Consider the following 18186-nt stretch of genomic DNA (forward strand, 5'->3'; position numbering starts at 1 on the left):
TTCGACAAAAGGGCTGGGAATCCCTGCTTTTATGCGGTTTTCAAGGATCCGACGCGGTGATTTTTTCAGCACAAACTAGCTATCTGAAGCATATCCTCCACACGCCATCATTGTGGCGGCGTTTTCTGGGCCCTTTGCGTCAATTGCCCGCCAGTTGAAGGAAGCAGTCCCGCATGCTCTTCAGAGACCCAGTATAGGTAAAGACGCCCGATTCGATGAGACACCGAATACGCCAGAAGATCAGTGCATCGCTGGTGACTTGGGGATGCCAACCGAGACATTCACCGACCAGCCTGACCGCGCGAAGACGCTCCTGACGGCGCAGCAGAGCTTGCGCCTGCTCAACAATGAAGGGATCCAAATAATCCACCCCGGCGGTCGCGACTTGGGCGTTCACGATCTGGCGCAAGTGGCCGCCGCTCTCGACCAGTCGGTGCCACTGGGCGATGGCGGCATAGCGAGCGGTGGGGGACAACGGAACGGCATGATCCATCAATGGCGGCAGTTCATCCGGGATGATCTCGCCGGTATATTTGATGAGGGACTGAACTTCCGCCGTATCATGCACACGCGCATAGGCCTGGTTGACATTAATGATAGACACCGGCGCCGTCATGGGCAGATGGGCCAGAATACCGGAGGCACCGGTCAACTCCGCCGGGTTCTCCGCGACCCAGATGACCACCGCGTCGTCCCGACCGCCTGAGTGCAGCCACGTGCCGACCCGCTCCCAGCTCCGCCTGAGACTTTGGAGGTACCGTGGTTGCGAAGGGACGAGCACACGGCTCCACCACTCGACGCGGTCCTCTCGGGTGGCCTCACTCAACATGTCCCCCAAGGGCCCGCAACTTAAATCGTCTTCTAAGGCCATAACCGGATCAGGTAGGCCCAATAATTTCATGGTTCCGGCGATAGACTCCCCAAAGACCACGTGGGTTTGCATCCGACGACTCCTACCCTTGGACGACGCATCAACCGCGCCTTTACCTTGATAATTCCCAGTCTCAACTCATCTTCCGCCGTATTTTCACTTGTTGCAAGCTTCACCTTCCGGGACACTCGCCCCCGAATCATCATCATTAACTGCACGTACTATCTGCCATTCTTTGGCACGTCTGTGCTATAATGAGGTTATCGTACAATTTTGTACAATCGGAGGATATGCCCGTGGGTAGTTACAAAGTACTGAAGGCGTCCGACGTCCGGCAACGCTGGAGCGAAGTGGTGAACGAGGTCGCCCGCGACAAGACCCGCGTCATCGTGGAAAAGAGCGGGGTTCCGGTTGCCGGGGTGGTCAGTCCCCAAGACCTAGAGTGGCTGCAAGAACGGGACCGGCGCATGGCGGAGCTGCGGGAGACGATGGATGAGATGCGGCAGGCGTTCCGCGATGTGCCCCCGGAAGAATTTAACCGCGCGGTGGATCGCGCCGTGCAGGAGAGTCGGTCCCACACCGACGGTCCCCCTCCCGCATGATCCGGGTCGTCCTGGATACCAACGTGCTCGTCTCGGCGGTGCGCGCGGATCGAGGACCGTTGGCGGTGATCCGCGAAGGCTGGCTGACCGGCCGATTTCAGGTTTACGTGTCCGAGCCGCTATTGGATGAAGTCGAGCGCACGCTCACGAAACCCTATTTTGCCGCGCGGCTCGGGCCGGAGCGGACGGACCGCTTTCTCACGCTCCTCAAGCGCACGGCCGTGCTACAGCCGATCATCGAGCCGGTCACCGGGGTGGCGACCCACCCGGAAGACGATTGGATTTTGGCCACGGCCAAAAATGCCCAGGCTCAATTCTTAGTGACGGGTGACAAGGCGTTACACGCCTTAGGATCCTTCGGGTCTACCCGCCTGATCGATCCGGCGGCTTTCGCCGATTACCTAGAGAGCACCGGAACCGAGTAACGGGAGCGCTGATGCATATTCGCCCCCGAAGCCAGGTGATTCGGCGCATTAATCATTGGCTTGTTCTGTAGCATTTTGCCGCTTACAAAACGGATCACGCACGTGTCTCCTGGTCCCATCGCAGAGCTCGTTGTTCCAGGGCCTGCACAAACGGTTTTTTAGCGGGACTGTAGTCCCTCGTATCATCCCACCGCTGGGCCAGAACCTCTTTTAATTGGCCGTATCGTTCCACTTCCTCGGGATGGGCTCTCAGGTGGTCTCGGACGACCAAATGTGGGTAGATCTGCGGACTCCCGACTTCATACACCTGGACATGATGGGTCCGGTCGTCTCCACCCTTCCGGAACAGGCGTCTGCCCAGGATGCCCCATTCGCCCGCCACGTCGTATCCGAGCGCCGCCATTTGCTCACTACACGCATCGATTTTCTCAATACTTTGGACGATGCACATCATGTCGATCACGGGCTTGGCCGGTAAGCCAGGCACAACAGTGCTGCCGAAGTGCTCGAACGTCACGACGTTTTCACCGAAAATCGGTCGGAGCACGGCGGCTTCCTCCTCGAACTTGCGAGCCCAATTGTCATTATGGGCCGTAAGTCGGACCTTCAAGACACACCTCCTCGTGGCTGATGGGCTCTCGTGTTTATTATAGCAACCAGGGGCTGAAGGCATGGCTAGTGGCGCTGCAAACGAGGGCGAATAGCCCAATCGGACTCATGCAGCTTCGCCCCCGTTCGCCGTAGTGATAGGCGCTACCCACCCCTATCGCATACCCAAATAGTTGGCGGTGAGGCCCCTTATAAACCGTTGGGTTCTAGTGTCGTTTCAACGTACCAGTGTGCGACGGCCTCATCATCCACGGTAGTCCAATTGTCCATGAGCGGCTGAAGGCTTTCATCCAACACCCCCCTCTTTAAAACCGTCTATCCCCGCCAGTCTTGTCTTCGAGCACATTCGCCCTCAGTTACCCAAGGCGACGGACTACACGGGTTGGAGGCGGCGATGCGGTTCCTCAGGCAGCTTGATGTGGACAGAGTCCCCAACGCAAACCCGACCCCCCGTTAACACGATAGCCATGACCCCCGCCTTTCGGATAACATTGTCGTGTTCATCCCTGTCCAAGACAGCACTCAAGAGCCCTGCTTGAAACTCATTGATTTGGGCACACGGGTTACGGAGCCCGGTCAGTTGTATGACAGCTCGCTCCCCGATCTGCAACCTAGTGCCGGTCGGCAATCCCAGCAAATCGATCCCACGGATGGTGATGTTTTCCCCCATTTGGCCGGGTTGCACGTGGAACCCGGCCTCCTGCAGTTCGTCGAATAACTCAGCGTGGATCAAATGAACCTGACGCAGGTTCGGCTGATTCGGATCTTTGGCCACCCGTGAGCGATGCTTCACGGTGGTCCCCATATGGGCGTCGCCCTCCACACCCAACCCAGCGAGCAGAGTAATCGCGGGAAGTGTTTCTTTAGTAAATGAATGCGTCGCACTCCGGCTCACGGATTGAACCTCTCCCCATAGAGAGTTGGACATGCGCTCCTCACCCCCTCCTCTTCCATGGTAGCCGTGTCGGAATTGATCCGGCGCAGCCGCTCTCCCAAACTTCTGCCGTATACTAGCGTGGATTCGGGCGTGCGGGACCAAAACCCTTCATGGACATTCGCCCCCGTATCTACCCTTGCCTGTGTCTAGGGACCGCCATCAGCTTCTCGACTCTCGCTGAAAGCCTCAATGGTCGCGACTCATTGACGTCTTAACCAGTAGAGCGATCGGCGCTTTTGATTTGCGATGGCGAGAATCCGGAGATCACCATTCTCAGCGGAGTACATGACAGAATAGGGGAACCATAGGGGAACCGCCGCACCCGTTTGCTTCGCACGACACCCTGGACCCGCGGACTCGCCATCGGGTTTTCGCGAATTTCGTCCATCGCCGTCTCGATGGCTTGCAGGAATGTGCTGCCCAGCCCGCGTCTTTGGCTTTCGTAATACAACGCCGCATCATACAGTTCAATCTCCGCGGCCGGATGAAACGTCACGCGAATCTTATCCACCGAGGCGTTCCCGGATCTCCCGGAAGACGTCCGTGGCGGATCGGCCCAAGGTCTGATCGGCCAGTAGATCGTCGTGCCGTCGTTCCGCCTCCTCCGCCCAGAGACGCGCATTCTCATCTTCCGACAGTTCTTCTAGGCTGTTAAGCAGCGCTGCCGCCAATCGCGCCCGCTCTCGGGGATCGAGCTTCCGTAGTTCGACCTCTAGTTCATCGTGGGTCACCGAATTCCCCTCCTGCCTTTCTGCATTCTTATCCATCCCGACATTCCTACCCAACGAATTTCGCTCATTCACCTCGCGCGCGACAGTCCACGACGTCGACCCTGATGATTCTCATTATACCTCTCTTCCCGTCGTCCCCAAGCTCACCGCGCCGATTTGACCGGATGTTATGCTAGGTCGCTATCCGGCCCGTATGTGCATTAAGGATTGCTATCCTCGGATTCGTGACGTCGGCCAAGCAGGCGGCCGAATCAATCACATAATCCGGATTTGCCTCCGCATGAAGAAGGTTCCCAAGAGGGAGCGATCAATCAGGCGAGTAGCCCCGGGGAATCGCACCCCGAGGCCCTCCCAGAACCGGACGTGAACCTCTCAGCTCATCCGGCTCCCGTACCGACCCGCTGCCGGGAGTCTTCCGAATTGCCAGTGTACGAACAAGCGTGGGTCACGGCGCGCGACACGGCCGAGCCAATGCTCGGCGCGACGCGTATGGCCGCGCAACTTCTTATACTTCCATTCCACCCAGCGCACCAACATGCGATTCAGGTGGCGCAGGACCGGATACAGGGCCGATTGGTAAAACCGGCCGTAGTATTGCATCCAGCCCCGCACAATCGGATTGACTAGGCGGGCCAAGTCCGTGAGGCTCCAGCCCACCTTAAGGTGTAAGCGCCAATCATGGATGGTTTGCCGCATGGCCTTCTGAGCCGCTTGGCTGACGGCGGGCGTGAAGTTGGTAAAGTATTCCCCATACCGGTTCTTGGAGCGTCGCGGGCGAAACGTATAACCGAGAAAGTCGAAACTTATCTCGGGATAGGTTCCGCGCCGATGGTTGTCCTTGCAGTAGACAATCCGGGTTTTCGTGGGATGCAGTTCCAGTCCACAGGCGGCCAGCCGGGCCGCCAGATCCGTCTTGAGTCGGGCCGCGGCCGCATATGATCGACAATGCACCACGGCATCATCGGCATAGCGTTCAAACGGCTGGTCGGCGTGCCGCCGATCCATCCAGACATCAAAGGCGTAGTGGAGAAACAGATTCGCCAACACCGGACTGACCACCGACCCTTATGACAAGTAAATCGTTATGCCAAGTTAGCGGCTGAAGACCTTGACTTTAGGGCATTGGTGTTCGATTTGCTTTCCATAACGAGATCCGGCATCCCACCCGAGATTGTGGTGATGCTGGCCAATATGGCTTCTACTGAAGGCCTTTTTTCGTTGGTTTGGGATACTTTAGAAGGCTTTTCCAACAAAAGCGGCCTCGGCGTTATGGAAAGTAATTGGCGAGCTATTCAAGGTGCCATGCGCCTTTCCAGTTCGGACTTTCCATTACGATTTACTTGTCATAAGGGGGCTAATGTAAAGCTTAACATTAGCCCCCCTGCGGGGTGCCCCGGGTTCGAGGAATATGCGTGCCATCGGCCTGTTGCAGTGGGGCCCCTAGCCACCGTTCGATGTAGAGTAACACCCACGGAATTTGGGTGTGCTGCCGCACCGCCTTCATGAGGAGATCATGAGGAATGTTGTCAAACAGCCCTTTAATGTCGAACTCCAATACCCAATCGTACCGCCAACAGCGTTGGCGGGTTTGGGCCAACGCATCATGCGCCGACCGTCCGGGGCGATACCCGTACGAGTCGGGATGAAAGTGGGGTTCGACCAAAGGCTCGAAGGTCAACTTGACCACCATCTGCGCGATGCGGTCGGCCACCGTAGGCACCCCTAAAATTCGGACTCCACCCGTCTTCTTGGGAATTTCCACCGCCTTCACCGGCGGTGGAAAGTAGCTGCCGGAGGACATGCGGTTCCAGATTTTATAGAGGTTGTCCTTGAGGTGCTCCTCGAAGCGTGCCAGGCTTTCGCCATCCACCCCGGCCGTCCCGTGATTCGCTTTCACGCGTTTGTATGCTTGATACACGAGCCTCTTCGGAATGGCATAAGGTTTGGGCTTGTCCATGCGTTCCTCCCGATTGGTTGACGACATTTCCAGTCCCTCGATACTGGCTCCCCTTCGCTCCCCCGCCATTACGCGGGTTCGTCACTACTACGAGAGCCTCCGTCCCTTGCTGCGCCTTGGTACTTTCTGCCTCGCGGGGCTTCCGCTCGGCATTTTCCCTTGCCATCGCAGCGAAGGTTCCTGCGTTCCATGCCAGAGCCTGTGCACGGGTCCTGCCCCCTTCATGCCGGCCACCGTGGAGCCAGTAAGCAGGTTCCTGCTCCACTTGTCCCGGGGTAAATTTGGGACCCCGGTTTTGATGACGTCTCTATCCTTTCGACACCTCGTCAGGGGTTCACTGGCGTTCAGCTCCCGCGCGCCCACCTGACCCCGTCTAGCAGGGCCTTTTCCGTCACGCTCACGACCGGGGCTTTTGACCCAAGCCGCTGACGGTGGTTTGAAATCTCCTCCTGTAAGGCGATTTCGAGGGGCCGTCCCTCATCTCTCGCATAGTTCGGCGACGACTTGTTCCCAAGCCGTGCGCCTTCACAGCGCACCAAAATCCGGATACCCGTTTTTGAGAGTACTCCCTCTGACGACACACCCCCAAGGTCTCGAAAGTCTGCTTAGAAGGTCGGTCTGTTAGGGCTCGTAGAGTATCGATTGTCTCTATTCATTTAAAAATCATGGATTTTTGCCTGTCTAGCATGTGGCCTGATTATACGCCCTTCCGTGACGTGGGGCAGGGAAATCGCATTATGATCTGTGTGGACTAGACATGAGGCCGAACGGGAAAGGATTAGGCCCTCATGATATTACACCGCGCAGCACTGAGGGGAGTGTTGGTCCTGGGATTGAGGATTGGTCAGATACGGCCGTGAGCCGGCAGTCACCCTTCGGTCTCAGCCCTGCAACCGAATTGGTTCTACACCATTCAATATGGTTCCGCGGTGGAGGCAGTTCGGAACAATGCTCAAAGCCAAAAAGTCATCAACATCCCCCAGGAGACGGCCTACGAAATGATCCGGTTCGCACTACGTGATCACGTCGGGAAATTCGGGAACCTCTGAGGACGTAGACCTCCCGGTTGAGCCCACCTGCGTTTGAACCAAGATTCCTTGCGATCCTAGCCCCTTAGTGAAGCACCACCAGCAAGGCACCCACGGCGATCCCCAAGGCTATCCATGGCGCCTGCCGCGGTATCGGTTCTTTTAGCATGAGCCAACCTACAAAGGGTGCCGCCGCAATGCTGATTTGACGGAGCGCCAAGACCGGAGCCGCGGCACTAACGCGATAGGCGAAGAGAATCAAGAGGTACGAGCCGACGCTAAACAACCCGCCGACAGCCGCCGGTCCTACGATCCCGACCGTTCGCTTCTCTCGGAGGGCGATCGGCGTTAAAACGAGGGCTGTTCCAAGAAATTGGCAGGCAATGTAGACGACTGGCGAAACGAGCCGAACGCCGTGATTGTCGATGGTGGAATACAGAGCAATGGCCGCCCCCACTAAAATCGCCCAAACTATTGTCCGAAGGCTCCATCGGGCTTTAAGGGCCGGCCACGCTACCAGAACCGCAATCCCAATCACGCCGAGAAGCGTGAGCCCAGCAAGTCGTTGCCCCCACAGTAGCCAACCCAATCCTGCGGTGCCAGCGATGCCGAGTCCGCGAGTCGCGGGATAGGCGTCCCCTAATGCCCCACCCTGGTAGACCCGGGACAATCCGGAGAAATAGAGAGCGTGGGCTATAACCGTCCCCAAGAGATAAGGCCAGATGCCCTGAAGGCGAAAGGGTATGCGCAATGCCACCGTCGTTAATGTTGCCGCAATGCCGCCAAAGAGCGTCAATAACCACACGAACCGAAGACTCCCCGAATACGTTCGCGCGAGGAGATTCCACCCGAGGTGCAACCCGGCGGATGCCAGCACGAAAACAATTACCGCCCATGACACTGATTCCGCCGCCTTCCCGAAGAATGCCCTCTTCCCATCAGCGTATCATAGACGATGGGGCGGACAGTTCTTGAGAACGACGAAACCTTAAAGCTTCAACAGGCGGCTCCCGCTCATTAAGTATCATCCGGAAATCAACACGACGTGTTTTTTGGCCCTGGTCATTTGACGGAGGCGCTGAGCCATCCAAGCATCCCCAAACCCACCCTCATGTAGAATGTGTCCCAGGGTACGCTGTACCCGCTGCCCTATGCCCCTGTGCCCCATACCTGTTACACTGTGCGTATCCCGACAAGGAAAGAGGCTCCTTCACCTTAAGGGGTGAGGAGGTGGACACATCCGCCATTACACCACGCTTGGACGGATTACATGTCGTATGCCCAGCCGGCTTGCTGAATGGCCAAATCCAACGCCATACGCTCTGCCGACACCTGGTCGAGGCGACTCTGTAATGCACTGACATCCATCGTCGGAACCATCGTGGCTGCTTCCCGGGGAACCATGCCAAACCGTTCATGAGGGCCCCCTGTGGCGACCTGCATCACTTCGCTAAGGATGGCGATGTGCCGGGTCAAGCGGTCGCGCCGGGCCAATGCTTCCATTAGGGTCATGCCGTTTTCCAATCGCACCGTCATATTGGCCCGATTGATTTGCACCACCCGCTCTTCCCAGCGGGCGAGCGTTTGATCCAGTTCCTCCAGAATATCGGTAACGGCCTCCAAGGGCGCACGCCCTTCCGGAGCCACAACACTGCGCCGGGCGCGCTGAGACAGGGATGTCATGCGGTCAGCCAACCCTTTGCGCTCCGCTAAAGCTTCCGCCAATTTCATGGGTCTCCCTCCATTCTGATGTGAAGATCTAGTGCTTTCATGGGGTTCAAGAATGACTCCAGTCTATACCGAACAAACGCCTCTGGCAAGAAAAAACGTCACGTCACAGGCAAACGGTGACAGAGGGTGTCGGCGATTCCTGGTACGCTGCCCCTAAACCACGAAAGGGATGAAAAGGATGCCGCGACCCGAGGTCATCATCATCATGGGAGCGTCGGTCGACGGACGCATCACGACGGCGCCAGGAAGAAACGTGACGGAATGGATAGCAGAAGGGCTAATGGAGTCTCACGATCATATTCACCACTTGGCGGATAATCTGGATTGCGATGGGCTAATGTCGGGAAGCGAGTCGGTTCTCATCTGGGGTTCGCACCCCATTCGCCTGCCATCCCCAGGCTACTGGCCAAAAAAGTCGAAAGCTTACATCGTGGTTGATGGGCGAGGCCGAATCCAATGGGCTCACACCGAGGGACTCATTGTGGTTACGCGAGAAACGGTCGCACCGGAATATCGCGCCCAACTGGCTGAGAAACACATTGATGCCATTTTTGCTGGCCACGGTCGCCATGTCGACTTGCGCTTGGCACTAGCCCAACTGTACCGTCGGGGGTTTCGCCGACTGGCACTTACGGGCGGGGGGCGTATTAACGCGGCCTTCCTTCAAGAGGGTCTCGTCGATCAAGTCAGCGTCGTTTGGAACCCGCTGTTAGTTGGCGGACACAACACACCAACCATTTACGATCGCCCCAACATCACCGATATTCACGATATCATTCGCTTGCAGTTGATTCGCAGCGAGCGTCTTGATGGTCAGTCAGTCTGGGCGCATTACCGGGTTACAACTGCACCCGCTGCGGCGCCCCTTTAGGCTTCCTCCGTAATTGAGACATTGGCTTGACTCGCTACAGGGGTTAACCGAAAACGGCGAATGCCCGGAACCATTAAGGCGGCCACCACCGTGGAGGCCATCAAGACCGTGGCCAATCCAAAGCTTCTGTGGGCTCCAATAGCGTCCCCCACAACGCCAACTGCCCCAAAGGTAATGGGTACCGCCAACCCTGACAGCATGCCGGAAAACGATGACACGCGCCCTAACAAACGGCTAGGCACCAGCGTCTGCATCATCGCCCCGCCCGGAGCATTGGCGGCCACCAAACCGCCCCCCAACAGGAAGTTGCCCACATCAGCCACAACCGGGGTTGGCGACACCGCCACCATCAGCAATCCGGTCGCTTCAAGGCCCAAGGCAGCCGCCATGGAGAGCCCCATGCGGCGGATGGTAAACATCCCGATAATCACCCCACCCACCACGATGCCGAGGCCCATGGCGGAGTCGAAAAGGCCGAGGGCGCGTGCGCTGGCATGAAACGTATCCCGAATCAGCATCGGGGGCAGAACATTAGTTGGACCCAGGGCAATATTGCTTACCATGCCGATCCCCATCATCACCAGAAGCACGGGCCGTTGGCGCAACCATTGCCACCCCTCAAAGGCGCTTTTCCAGGCGGACGACGTCAACACCTCCTGGCTTGGCGCATTGTGATCAGGATGAGCAATCCGCGCGACCCAGATCGCCGCGGCGGCAAACGTGAGCACGTCCAGCGTCATGGTGAGCCCCACCCCAGCCAAAGCCACCGCCAACCCTCCCATTGCCGAGCCAATCAGGCGGGCCACCTGTTGCGAACTATGGAACAAGGCGTGGGCCGTAAGCAGGTCGTCTTGGCCAACAATATCGGGCAAGATAGAGGCGCGGGCCGGATCATATAAGCTAGAGGCCACGCCCATGAGGCCGCGAACCACATAAACAAGCCAAATGGCGTGGAAGCGCCCCAACACGGACAGGGCCAATAAACCCGCCAGCAACCCGGAGGCCAGATTCGCCCACATCATCAACCGTCGGCGACTATGGCGGTCCGCCAAAACGCCAAACCATGGCCCCAAAATCACGGTGGGCAAAAAGTTGGCCACCACCACTAACCCCATCGCTACTCCTGAACCAGTCTGGGCAAAGACGAACCACATAACCGCAATGTTGAAGAAATAGGATCCGAAAGCTTTTACCGTTTCGCTCGCCCAAAGCTTCCGAGCCTCGGGATATTGCTTGAGGAATTGCGGAAAGGCTCCAAAATTCACGAGATAAGCCCCCCTGTTTTTATATTCGTCAATCATTACTTCGACAATCATCGAACAACCGCGCAAAAAATTAACCGAGCAGTTGGCGGTCTAACGAGGCCAAGAGCGCGCCAAGCCGTTGCCGGTCCAGCGTGTAGTAAACCCGGTTCTCTTGGCGGTCAGGAACAACCAGACCCATATCCGCCAAAATGGCGAGATGATGGGAAATGGTGGAATTGGACAGACCCAGACGCTGCGCTAATTCGTACCCAAAGCAGGGAGTGACGGCCAGCGTCTTGATGATTTTGATCCGGGTTTCGTCAGACAGCACCTTCAGAAACCCGGCCATTTCATCGCTGCGCATCGACTTCCGTCCTAGATAATGAATGCCGTAGAGGGCGATAAACAGCAAACGCTCATCACTAAAGGACGACAAGCTGTCCAAGTGATAAAAAACGGACGGGGCCAATACGACCTCCACCCCCCCATTATCAATCGGCACTCCATTTAAAATCGGAAATTCGTTCATCAAATCCCGATGCGAATGCACCCTTTCAGCCACGCGCGCCATACTCTCGTCCTGCAGCTTTTGAAGACGCTCCCACTCCGCCGCAAAGTATCTCTCATGGCATTGGGCCACCAAGTCGATAAATTGCTGTTTCGCGCTCTCCGCGTTGAGATACAGATAGCTAAGTTTCCATTTTTCCAGGTCGGGCAGATTAGTCCTGTTAATGTAATCTCTCACGCTCTCAGGATCATCAATGTTGAGCGGTCCGTCAGGGCTATAGCCCGTACTCAAGAGGCTCCGGAAAAGCTCACGCGGGGACATCTGGGAGAGCCGGTCCATGAAGATCTCCACCGATTGCCAGGCGCTTTGGACCCAGGCAAAACTTACTAATGACAAGCCCAAATAGCTTTCCTCGTTAAAGAAGACTTTGAGCCCCTCCAACACGGGTTGCGGCAGGGATTTCCGTGTCCGATCCACAAACAAGTCCACATCGAAATCTGCCAACGTTAAAGCTGCTGGCGTCTTGGAAAGATGCTCGTGGGATTGCAGCCGAAACATGGATGCCAGTAATTCGAACACTGGCGAACGGATTAAAAACACCCCAGGCAGCAACGGGCTCACGGCATACCCCTCCATCCTTGGCCGCATTTTACCTCGACATTCTATTTATGTCAACATGGATATTCTATTGACATCGAACATCATTCGCGATGGGACCATCGCCAAACAGGTGCCAAAGTGCAGAGCCCAGCGGGCGAACGCTTACCCTTGTGTTTACCCAGCGCCTGCGTTAGGCTGGTTTTGGTCATATTTCCCAACTTGCAGAGGAGATGAGTGGATGGACGCGCAAATCAAGAAGACCGCGCTGCGCCTTTTTACCTACGGCCTCTACATCGGCACGTCCGGGACGGGCGCGGATGTCGCTGCAGGTACCATCAACTGGGTGTCGCAAGCCTCATTTCAACCCCCGCTGGTGATGGCCGCCGTCAAGGCCGATTCGCACCTTCACCAGCTTATCGAGACCACGGGTCAATTCGCGATCAATGTCCTAAGTGCGGACCAAAAAGAGATTGCCCAAGACTTCTTTCGTCCCACCAAGCAGGAAAACAACACCTTGAATGGCCACCCCTACGAATCGGGATCGGCTACCGGCGTCCCCCTGCTGACCGAACTGCCCGCCTGGGTAGAGGTCAAAGTGACCGACACCGTCAAGCGAGGAGACCACACCGTGTTTATAGGTGAAGTTATTGACGCGGGCATCCGCGATGAAAACGCCAAGGCCTTGGACATGTGGAATACGGGTTGGTTTTATGCCGGATAAAAGCAGGTGAGCGCATCGGCCCTAGGCTGATGCGCTCCTGGCTGCGAGTCGTATCCGCTCAATTTCACTGTCGTCAATCGCTCGTTCGAAGCGGCGAAATCCCGCCAGAGAAAATCCATGCTTATCGCCCAGTTCGCGAATTTCCTGCACCCGTGCGACGTCAATGGTGGGTCCCAAGGTAAAGCACTCTAGGCGTCCTTCCAAAGCCAAAATCATCGTCTCCGCCATGCAGGCTTCGACCATCTTAGGCGGAAAACCAAAATCAAAGCCCATGTCGGCATTTTCCCCGGGCACTTGAATGACGCCCCCATCCAGCACCAGCACGTCATGGCGCTGCTCCATTACCACGCGGGAGAGGTTGCGTGGCCTCGCTACATCAGTCACCACAGCACCGGGCTTGAGGTCGTCCGGTTCTACAATGGTTCCGGTGGCGGACGACACCGCAACGACAATATCGGCAGGCCTCACCGCCTCGGGGATGTGGGTGGTCCAATCCACCTTAATGGCCGGATGCCTGGCGCGAATTTCCGCCGCCAGTGCCTTGAGGTCCTCTTCGGTGCGGGAAACCAGCGTCACTTGGCGTACCTGTTCAGCAAGAAGAAAGGTGGCTGCGCGCCCAATGGATCCCGTCGCCCCAATCACCGTGGCCCGCGCCTGCCCAAGATCAATTTGCATGCGCTCCGCCGCCATTAAGGTTCCCTGGACCGCAGTAGCCGTGGTATACGAGTTGCCGGTGGTAATGGGCACACCCACGCGCTGGGACAAGGTAATACCTCGATCACCGGCAATCTTGGTGAACGCACCAAGCCCTACTATTTCCGCCCCAAGTTTTTCGGCCAATTGCACCGAGGCGGTCAGCTTCTTTAGCACCCACTCATAGGGCGCGTTCAACAAAATGTCCGGCGTCAGCGGCAACCCCAGCAGCCACCCTTCCAGCTCCTCCCCCGTTGGAGAGTGAACACCGGTAACGTGACCGGCCGTAACGGGGCCAACTTGCTTAAAGGCCCACTCGACTAATTTCGGTGGTAGATGCTGGGTAATGGGATACTTGCGGGCAAAATCGTCAAATCGTAGCGGGTGTATGATGAAGGCAAACTTTCGCAAACGCTTCGCACCTCCGTGCACAAAACTGTGCACATTTTACCATACGCTCCCTGGCAATACATCTTTAAATCCGGTGGATTACTGCGGAACTCTGCCGCAAAAGAGCCAGAGTTTGAGCCGTGCGAAGCGCTGATTCGGCCGCCAGGTGACGCGGAGGCTGGTCTCCCATAATGGTCGCATTGATCTGCTCTACCATCCGGACGAACGTCATGTCTCCCTGGGCGGCCGCCCATTCGCGCGTCCCCTCGGGGGTTATGACACGGATGGTGTCACCAGGCGTTGGATGATATGGATTCGTCAACACCAGCCGGCCGCGGGTTCCCAACACTTGACCGGAGGTCTCATACGGCCGGTTCAAGCCCGCTAGAAACTGCAACGTCGTTCCCCCGGCAAAGGCCACTTGTCCGTTCACCTCAACATCCACGCCGCGCCTCTCCACCATGAAGGCCCGAGCTTGGTGCGCTTCACCCAAGAGATATCCCGCCCAGTGCACGGGATAGCAGCCCACATCATAGAGCGCTCCCCCGCCCATGGTGGCGTCCCAGCGGATGTTGTTCGGATCCGCAATGGAGGAATAGAACACACTTTGGAGATGGCAAACGGCCCCGATGGCGCCCTCGTCCAAAATCTCCTGCACCATCCGCATTTGCTCCCGGAAGGGAAACGCAAAGGCCTCCCAGAGATAACGGTTGTGCGCCCGAGCCGATTCAATCATCCGAGCGACTGATTCGGCGTCAAGTCCCAACGGCTTTTCTGCTAACACATGCTTTCCTGCGGCCAATGCCTTTACTGTCCACTCTTCGTGGAGATGATTGGGCAACGCAATATAGACAGCATCGATGGTGGAGTCGTCCAATACGTCCTCATAGGTGCCGGCTCGCACCTGAAGATCGCGGGCCAACCCGTTCCGCGATCCTAAACGGCTCCCTATCATGCCGATTGTGCCTGACGAAAGACTTTTCATAGCAGGCCCAAATGAATTCTGGACCACCCAGCCACTACCGAGAATCCCCCAGCGAACCATGTCTTACCCCTCTTCCTCAGGCCGCAAACGCACCAAGGCCGCCGCGTCGTAGGCCATCACGCGGGTCCCGTCTTGATTGACCACCTCAAAATGCATGCTGACAATCCCACGCGGCCGGCTCTTAGACCGCCGCACCGAGGTAATGGTCACGACCGTGGTCAGGGTATCTCCGGGGCGAACCGGAGCCAACCATTCCACCCGATCCAGTCCCGGTCCGCCCATCGATTCGTCCCCTAATACATTGGCTTCAATCCAGCGTGACCAGACCCAACTCAAGGTGTGGTATCCGGAGGCAATCAAGCCGCCAAAAGGCCCCTTTCGCGCAAATTCGGGATCGAGATGAATTCGCTGGGGATCGAAGACGCTGGCAAATTGAAGGATGGCCTGCTCCGTCACTTCGATGGGACGAAGGGTGTACGCGGTCCCGGGTCGAAATTCCTCAAAGTACATGCTACATTCCCTCCCCGCTTGTGATCTCTTGTCGCTCGGCCAGCACTGTGGCTTGGTGCGGCTTCAGTAGCGGCATGGCAACAAGCAAAGCCAAAAGATAGAAAGCCACAAATACCCAAAATCCCATGTTGGTCGCGTGCACCAGCGCCCCCTGCATAGCGCGGGACAGGATGCCGGAGGTGCCAAGGTAAATGGCAGAGGCCACCTTGGGTGGAAGGCTAACTTCGGCCGCCATCAAGGCGATGGTAAGGGACAACGCCATCCCAACATTGCGGAAGGTGAAGAACATCCCCGAAGCGGCACCGGTCCGCTCCCTCGGGGCCGACGACATGACCGCCTTGGTCAATGAAGGCCACGCGAGGCCGTTCGATGCAGAAATCAGGAGCAATGGCAAAATGACCGACCAGGCAGAGAAATGGTTCGGCAAGTGGCCCAGCCAGAAGCTGCCTAAGGCCATGCCGATAACGCCGAGTACGAACCGGCCCCATAATGAGCTGTGGGGCCGACAGCGGCACCAACATAAGCCCTGCGGCCACAGGGCTTAGATGCACCGCCCCTTGTAAATAGATCGTCAAGAGAAAGGTGGTGGCAAAGAAGCCAATCGAGTAGCTAACTGTCACCCCTAAACCCGAACGATAATGACGATGCCTCAAAAGCCCTAAATCAAACATGGGGTCCTTTTGACGCGTCTCAAACACCACAAACAAAACCAAAAGAATCACCGTGGCCAAAAACAAACCCAAAATGCGGGCCGAACCCCACCCCCAAGCTTGCCCAAAGGACAGGGCTAGGAGGAGACCCACCAACCCTGTGCCGAAAGTTACGGCTCCGGCCCAATCCGTGCGTGCCTTCAAGTCATGGGGTCCTTCTTTGAGAACCCACAGGGATCCCACGATGCCGGCAAGGGCGAAGGGAATCGCTACAAAGAACACCCAACGCCACCCCAGGCTGCCGACCAAAAGTCCACCGGCGACAGGACCCACGATGGAACCCATTACCCATGATGTGGAGTTGATGCCAAGCGCCCGACCCAGCTCACTCGGCGGAAAGACGCTCACAATAATCGGGGTAGCGGTCGCCAAGGCCAGTGCGGCTCCTGTGCCCTGAACGAATCGAAACACCAGCAAGAATGCGCCATTGGGTGCAATGCCGCAGAAAAACGTGGCCACCGTGAAGATGATAAGGCCGGTCAGGAAAATATGCTTTCTTCCGATGAGGTCGGACCATCGTCCCGCGGGAAGCAAAAAGATGGTGCTGGTAATAATATAAGCCGTCATGGTCCAAAGTCCCGTGGTCACCGTAATATGAAGTCCCTGAACCATCCGCGGCAGCCCCACGACAACGATGGTGCCGTCAAGATTGGTCACAAAGGCTACTAACGTGACCACGGCCAGAACCCACCATTTTTTTACTGATGCAGTATTGTTCAAACTCGCTCTCCTGTTCTGTCGCATATGATCAGCGAATTCATTTTGACGCACTCACCTTAGTATAGCGAAGCGGTCCTCGTGCCACCATGGCAGGAGGTGTATCATAACGGCAATATTTGGCACACTAAGCGCAAAAGAGACAGGGAGGTACGCATGATTTTCGTGGAAATCACCGGATGGGCCAATCCCCATCAACTTTCGGCTGGACTCGATCCCGCCGAGGCGGTCGAGTCCGTATTGCGCGGCGAGGGCGTCGAGGATACGGCGCCACTTCATCATCTCCCCGCCCGAATTGGTCCGTTTGATAATTTTCGCGAGGCGGATTCCTTCAATCGTCTGCTGCAAGGTTATGGGGCTATTTGCTCAATTGTCGACGACCCTCGCGCATAAGTCCTTAGGCACACGGTCACGGCAACTTATCCTCCGGACGCTGGCCGAATTCCTGTCGCGAGGAAATGAGAACTCATTCCAAGAACCTCTGGGACCGCCTCCAGTGCCCGGGCACTCTGAAGCAACACGGCCAAAGCTTGTGGATCACGCACCCGCTCCCCCAAATCACCGAGGAGATAGCTCGCTCCTTCAATGCCCACCAAAGACAAAACCTCCCAACCCGCTGCGCGCATTTCGCTCCGCAATTGTTGCGGACGATGGGCATAGGCGGTAAACGCTCCAGGAAACAAAGGAGGAATCCATCCGTGCCGTTCGATGTTCGGCAACTGTTCCATGGCCGGGGCGTGCTCGTAAAGCTTTTGGCCGATGACGGCGTCGAGCCGCGGAGCCCACCGCGAGATCGCCGAGACGAAAATGGCGCCGCCAGGCTTGACAATGCGCTTGGCCTCCTTGAGAGCCAAGAGGCGCTGCTCGCGACGAGGCAGGTGGTACAAGGGTCCCAAGAGAAGCACCGCATCCACCGAGTGGGCAGCCAAATCCAGCTCACATGCATCCCCCACGGCCGTGTGAACCGACAACTCGGGACGATCGCGCAAGATTGTCCGAACTTGATCCACATGAAGAGCGATTAAATCCCGATGTTCGACGTGATATCCCAATTCGGCAAGCCACACGGTGTACCGACCGGGACCGCCCCCGATATCTGCAACCGTGGCAGGCAGCGGCGGAAGGTGCCGGTGGATAATCTCGCGGGTTCTTTCAAATTCGATGATCCCCTTGGGACCATCCAAACGGCCCTGTTCCATCTTTTGGGCATAATAGGAGGTCAGCGCTGCTAAGTTTTCTTCGCGGGAAGGATTCATGTGCCCATTATAGTCTCTTTTCGAGGCAGAGGGGGTATGCCTGCCGCATTTCTTCGAACGATCGGAAATATGGTACTTTAACGCTAAGAA

Annotated in this window: 21 protein-coding genes and 2 pseudogenes; 5 read left to right on the plus strand and 18 right to left on the minus strand. The window is 57.0% G+C overall.

Annotation, left to right across the window (positions count from 1 at the left end; translation table 11 throughout):
* Nucleotides 1–139 precede the first annotated feature (139 nt).
* Nucleotides 140–943 (minus strand): DUF3658 domain-containing protein, encoded by an 804-nt coding sequence (locus tag HIJ39_RS10055; RefSeq protein ID WP_169099244.1) that lies wholly within the window; start codon nucleotides 941–943, stop codon nucleotides 140–142.
* Nucleotides 944–1167: 224 nt separating this feature from the next.
* Between HIJ39_RS10055 and HIJ39_RS10060 the strand changes: the two genes are divergently transcribed.
* Nucleotides 1168–1473, plus strand: a complete 306-nt coding sequence (locus HIJ39_RS10060) for a type II toxin-antitoxin system prevent-host-death family antitoxin (protein WP_169099246.1) — start codon at nucleotides 1168–1170, stop codon at nucleotides 1471–1473.
* Nucleotides 1470–1898: a putative toxin-antitoxin system toxin component, PIN family gene (locus HIJ39_RS10065; protein WP_169099248.1), complete on the plus strand. Its 429-nt coding sequence runs from the start codon at nucleotides 1470–1472 to the stop codon at nucleotides 1896–1898. Before HIJ39_RS10060 ends, HIJ39_RS10065 begins: the two co-directional genes overlap by 4 nt.
* 94 nt (nucleotides 1899–1992) lie before the next feature.
* Here HIJ39_RS10065 and HIJ39_RS10070 read toward each other — a convergent pair whose 3' ends face one another.
* From HIJ39_RS10070 to HIJ39_RS10105, 8 genes are all read right to left on the minus strand, one after another.
* Nucleotides 1993–2508, minus strand: a complete 516-nt coding sequence (locus HIJ39_RS10070; protein WP_169099250.1) for a GrpB family protein — start codon at nucleotides 2506–2508, stop codon at nucleotides 1993–1995.
* 372 nt (nucleotides 2509–2880) lie between these two features.
* Entirely contained in the window at nucleotides 2881–3435 is a 555-nt protein-coding gene (locus HIJ39_RS10075; protein ID WP_169099252.1) for an MOSC domain-containing protein, read from the minus strand.
* 220 nt (nucleotides 3436–3655) lie between these two features.
* Complete coding sequence (locus HIJ39_RS10080) at nucleotides 3656–3955, minus strand: type II toxin-antitoxin system RelE/ParE family toxin (protein ID WP_169099253.1); 300 nt, start codon at nucleotides 3953–3955, stop codon at nucleotides 3656–3658.
* Complete coding sequence (locus HIJ39_RS10085) at nucleotides 3948–4175, minus strand: addiction module protein (RefSeq protein ID WP_169099255.1); 228 nt, start codon at nucleotides 4173–4175, stop codon at nucleotides 3948–3950. The genes HIJ39_RS10080 and HIJ39_RS10085 overlap by 8 nt, the downstream gene beginning before the upstream one ends.
* Before the next feature lie 372 nt (nucleotides 4176–4547).
* Nucleotides 4548–5234: a group II intron maturase-specific domain-containing protein gene (locus HIJ39_RS24890; protein ID WP_338055138.1), complete on the minus strand. Its 687-nt coding sequence runs from the start codon at nucleotides 5232–5234 to the stop codon at nucleotides 4548–4550.
* A gap of 313 nt (nucleotides 5235–5547) precedes the next feature.
* Nucleotides 5548–6132, minus strand: coding sequence for a reverse transcriptase domain-containing protein (locus HIJ39_RS10095; RefSeq protein ID WP_207711600.1), 585 nt, complete (start codon nucleotides 6130–6132; stop codon nucleotides 5548–5550).
* A 1113-nt stretch (nucleotides 6133–7245) separates the two neighbouring features.
* Nucleotides 7246–8061, minus strand: a complete 816-nt coding sequence (locus HIJ39_RS10100) for an EamA family transporter (protein ID WP_169099257.1) — start codon at nucleotides 8059–8061, stop codon at nucleotides 7246–7248.
* A 365-nt stretch (nucleotides 8062–8426) separates the two neighbouring features.
* Nucleotides 8427–8891, minus strand: coding sequence for a DIP1984 family protein (locus HIJ39_RS10105; protein ID WP_169099259.1), 465 nt, complete (start codon nucleotides 8889–8891; stop codon nucleotides 8427–8429).
* A 178-nt stretch (nucleotides 8892–9069) separates the two neighbouring features.
* On the opposite strand from HIJ39_RS10105, the gene HIJ39_RS10110 reads away from it, so the two are divergent.
* A complete protein-coding gene (locus HIJ39_RS10110) occupies nucleotides 9070–9762 on the plus strand; it encodes a RibD family protein (protein ID WP_169099261.1) in 693 nt (230 codons plus the stop codon).
* Here the strand turns inward: HIJ39_RS10110 and HIJ39_RS10115 are convergent.
* Together HIJ39_RS10115 and HIJ39_RS10120 are read right to left on the minus strand one after the other, a co-directional pair.
* A complete protein-coding gene (locus HIJ39_RS10115) occupies nucleotides 9759–11027 on the minus strand; it encodes an MFS transporter (protein ID WP_169099263.1) in 1269 nt (422 codons plus the stop codon). The two genes, HIJ39_RS10110 and HIJ39_RS10115, sit on opposite strands and share 4 nt — an antisense overlap.
* A 70-nt stretch (nucleotides 11028–11097) precedes the next feature.
* A complete protein-coding gene (locus tag HIJ39_RS10120) occupies nucleotides 11098–12135 on the minus strand; it encodes a metalloregulator ArsR/SmtB family transcription factor (protein ID WP_169099265.1) in 1038 nt (345 codons plus the stop codon).
* Nucleotides 12136–12352: 217 nt separating this feature from the next.
* On the opposite strand from HIJ39_RS10120, the gene HIJ39_RS10125 reads away from it, so the two are divergent.
* A complete protein-coding gene (locus HIJ39_RS10125) occupies nucleotides 12353–12835 on the plus strand; it encodes a flavin reductase family protein (protein WP_169099267.1) in 483 nt (160 codons plus the stop codon).
* Between the two features lie 21 nt (nucleotides 12836–12856).
* Here HIJ39_RS10125 and HIJ39_RS10130 read toward each other — a convergent pair whose 3' ends face one another.
* The 6 genes and pseudogenes from HIJ39_RS10130 to HIJ39_RS24900 form a co-directional block, all read right to left on the minus strand.
* Nucleotides 12857–13939 carry an NAD(P)H-binding protein gene (locus HIJ39_RS10130; protein WP_169099269.1) on the minus strand — a complete coding sequence of 361 codons (1083 nt, stop codon included), beginning with the start codon at nucleotides 13937–13939 and terminating at the stop codon, nucleotides 12857–12859.
* Between the two features lie 64 nt (nucleotides 13940–14003).
* Nucleotides 14004–14963, minus strand: a complete 960-nt coding sequence (locus tag HIJ39_RS10135) for a Gfo/Idh/MocA family protein (protein ID WP_169099271.1) — start codon at nucleotides 14961–14963, stop codon at nucleotides 14004–14006.
* A 3-nt stretch (nucleotides 14964–14966) separates the two neighbouring features.
* The gene (locus tag HIJ39_RS10140; RefSeq protein WP_169099273.1) at nucleotides 14967–15413 is read right to left on the minus strand and encodes a MaoC family dehydratase; all 447 of its coding nucleotides are present in this window, start codon (nucleotides 15411–15413) and stop codon (nucleotides 14967–14969) included.
* A 1-nt stretch (nucleotide 15414) separates the two neighbouring features.
* Complete coding sequence (locus HIJ39_RS24110) at nucleotides 15415–15669, minus strand: hypothetical protein (protein WP_243239530.1); 255 nt, start codon at nucleotides 15667–15669, stop codon at nucleotides 15415–15417.
* A gap of 54 nt (nucleotides 15670–15723) precedes the next feature.
* Nucleotides 15724–15870: pseudogene (locus HIJ39_RS24895) on the minus strand (MFS transporter); the annotation flags it as partial.
* Between the two features lie 445 nt (nucleotides 15871–16315).
* Nucleotides 16316–16867 (minus strand): annotated as a pseudogene (locus HIJ39_RS24900) (MFS transporter); the annotation flags it as partial.
* 129 nt (nucleotides 16868–16996) lie between these two features.
* Between HIJ39_RS24900 and HIJ39_RS10150 the strand changes: the two are divergent.
* Nucleotides 16997–17233 carry a hypothetical protein gene (locus HIJ39_RS10150; protein ID WP_169099275.1) on the plus strand — a complete coding sequence of 79 codons (237 nt, stop codon included), beginning with the start codon at nucleotides 16997–16999 and terminating at the stop codon, nucleotides 17231–17233.
* A gap of 26 nt (nucleotides 17234–17259) precedes the next feature.
* Here HIJ39_RS10150 and HIJ39_RS10155 read toward each other — a convergent pair whose 3' ends face one another.
* On the minus strand, nucleotides 17260–18096 hold the full coding sequence (locus HIJ39_RS10155) for a class I SAM-dependent methyltransferase (protein WP_169099277.1): 837 nt from the start codon (nucleotides 18094–18096) through the stop codon (nucleotides 17260–17262).
* Nucleotides 18097–18186: the final 90 nt, after the last annotated feature.

This window comes from Sulfobacillus harzensis, from assembly GCF_012933365.1.
Lineage (GTDB): Bacteria > Bacillota > Sulfobacillia > Sulfobacillales > Sulfobacillaceae > Sulfobacillus_B > Sulfobacillus_B harzensis.

Excerpts from the sequence above, each read along its gene's own strand:
- HIJ39_RS10155 (WP_169099277.1), bottom strand. The coding sequence starts at position 18,096 with ATGAATCCTTCCCGCGAAGAAAACTTAGCAGCGCTGACCTCCTATTAT.
- HIJ39_RS10125 (WP_169099267.1), top strand. The coding sequence starts at position 12,353 with ATGGACGCGCAAATCAAGAAGACCGCGCTGCGCCTTTTTACCTACGGC.
- HIJ39_RS10135 (WP_169099271.1), bottom strand. The coding sequence starts at position 14,963 with ATGGTTCGCTGGGGGATTCTCGGTAGTGGCTGGGTGGTCCAGAATTCA.
- HIJ39_RS10105 (WP_169099259.1), bottom strand. The coding sequence starts at position 8,891 with ATGAAATTGGCGGAAGCTTTAGCGGAGCGCAAAGGGTTGGCTGACCGC.
- HIJ39_RS10110 (WP_169099261.1), top strand. The coding sequence starts at position 9,070 with ATGCCGCGACCCGAGGTCATCATCATCATGGGAGCGTCGGTCGACGGA.
- HIJ39_RS10095 (WP_207711600.1), bottom strand. The coding sequence starts at position 6,132 with ATGGACAAGCCCAAACCTTATGCCATTCCGAAGAGGCTCGTGTATCAA.
- HIJ39_RS10150 (WP_169099275.1), top strand. The coding sequence starts at position 16,997 with ATGATTTTCGTGGAAATCACCGGATGGGCCAATCCCCATCAACTTTCG.
- HIJ39_RS10140 (WP_169099273.1), bottom strand. The coding sequence starts at position 15,413 with ATGTACTTTGAGGAATTTCGACCCGGGACCGCGTACACCCTTCGTCCC.
- HIJ39_RS10075 (WP_169099252.1), bottom strand. The coding sequence starts at position 3,435 with ATGTCCAACTCTCTATGGGGAGAGGTTCAATCCGTGAGCCGGAGTGCG.
- HIJ39_RS10055 (WP_169099244.1), bottom strand. The coding sequence starts at position 943 with ATGCAAACCCACGTGGTCTTTGGGGAGTCTATCGCCGGAACCATGAAA.
- HIJ39_RS10065 (WP_169099248.1), top strand. The coding sequence starts at position 1,470 with ATGATCCGGGTCGTCCTGGATACCAACGTGCTCGTCTCGGCGGTGCGC.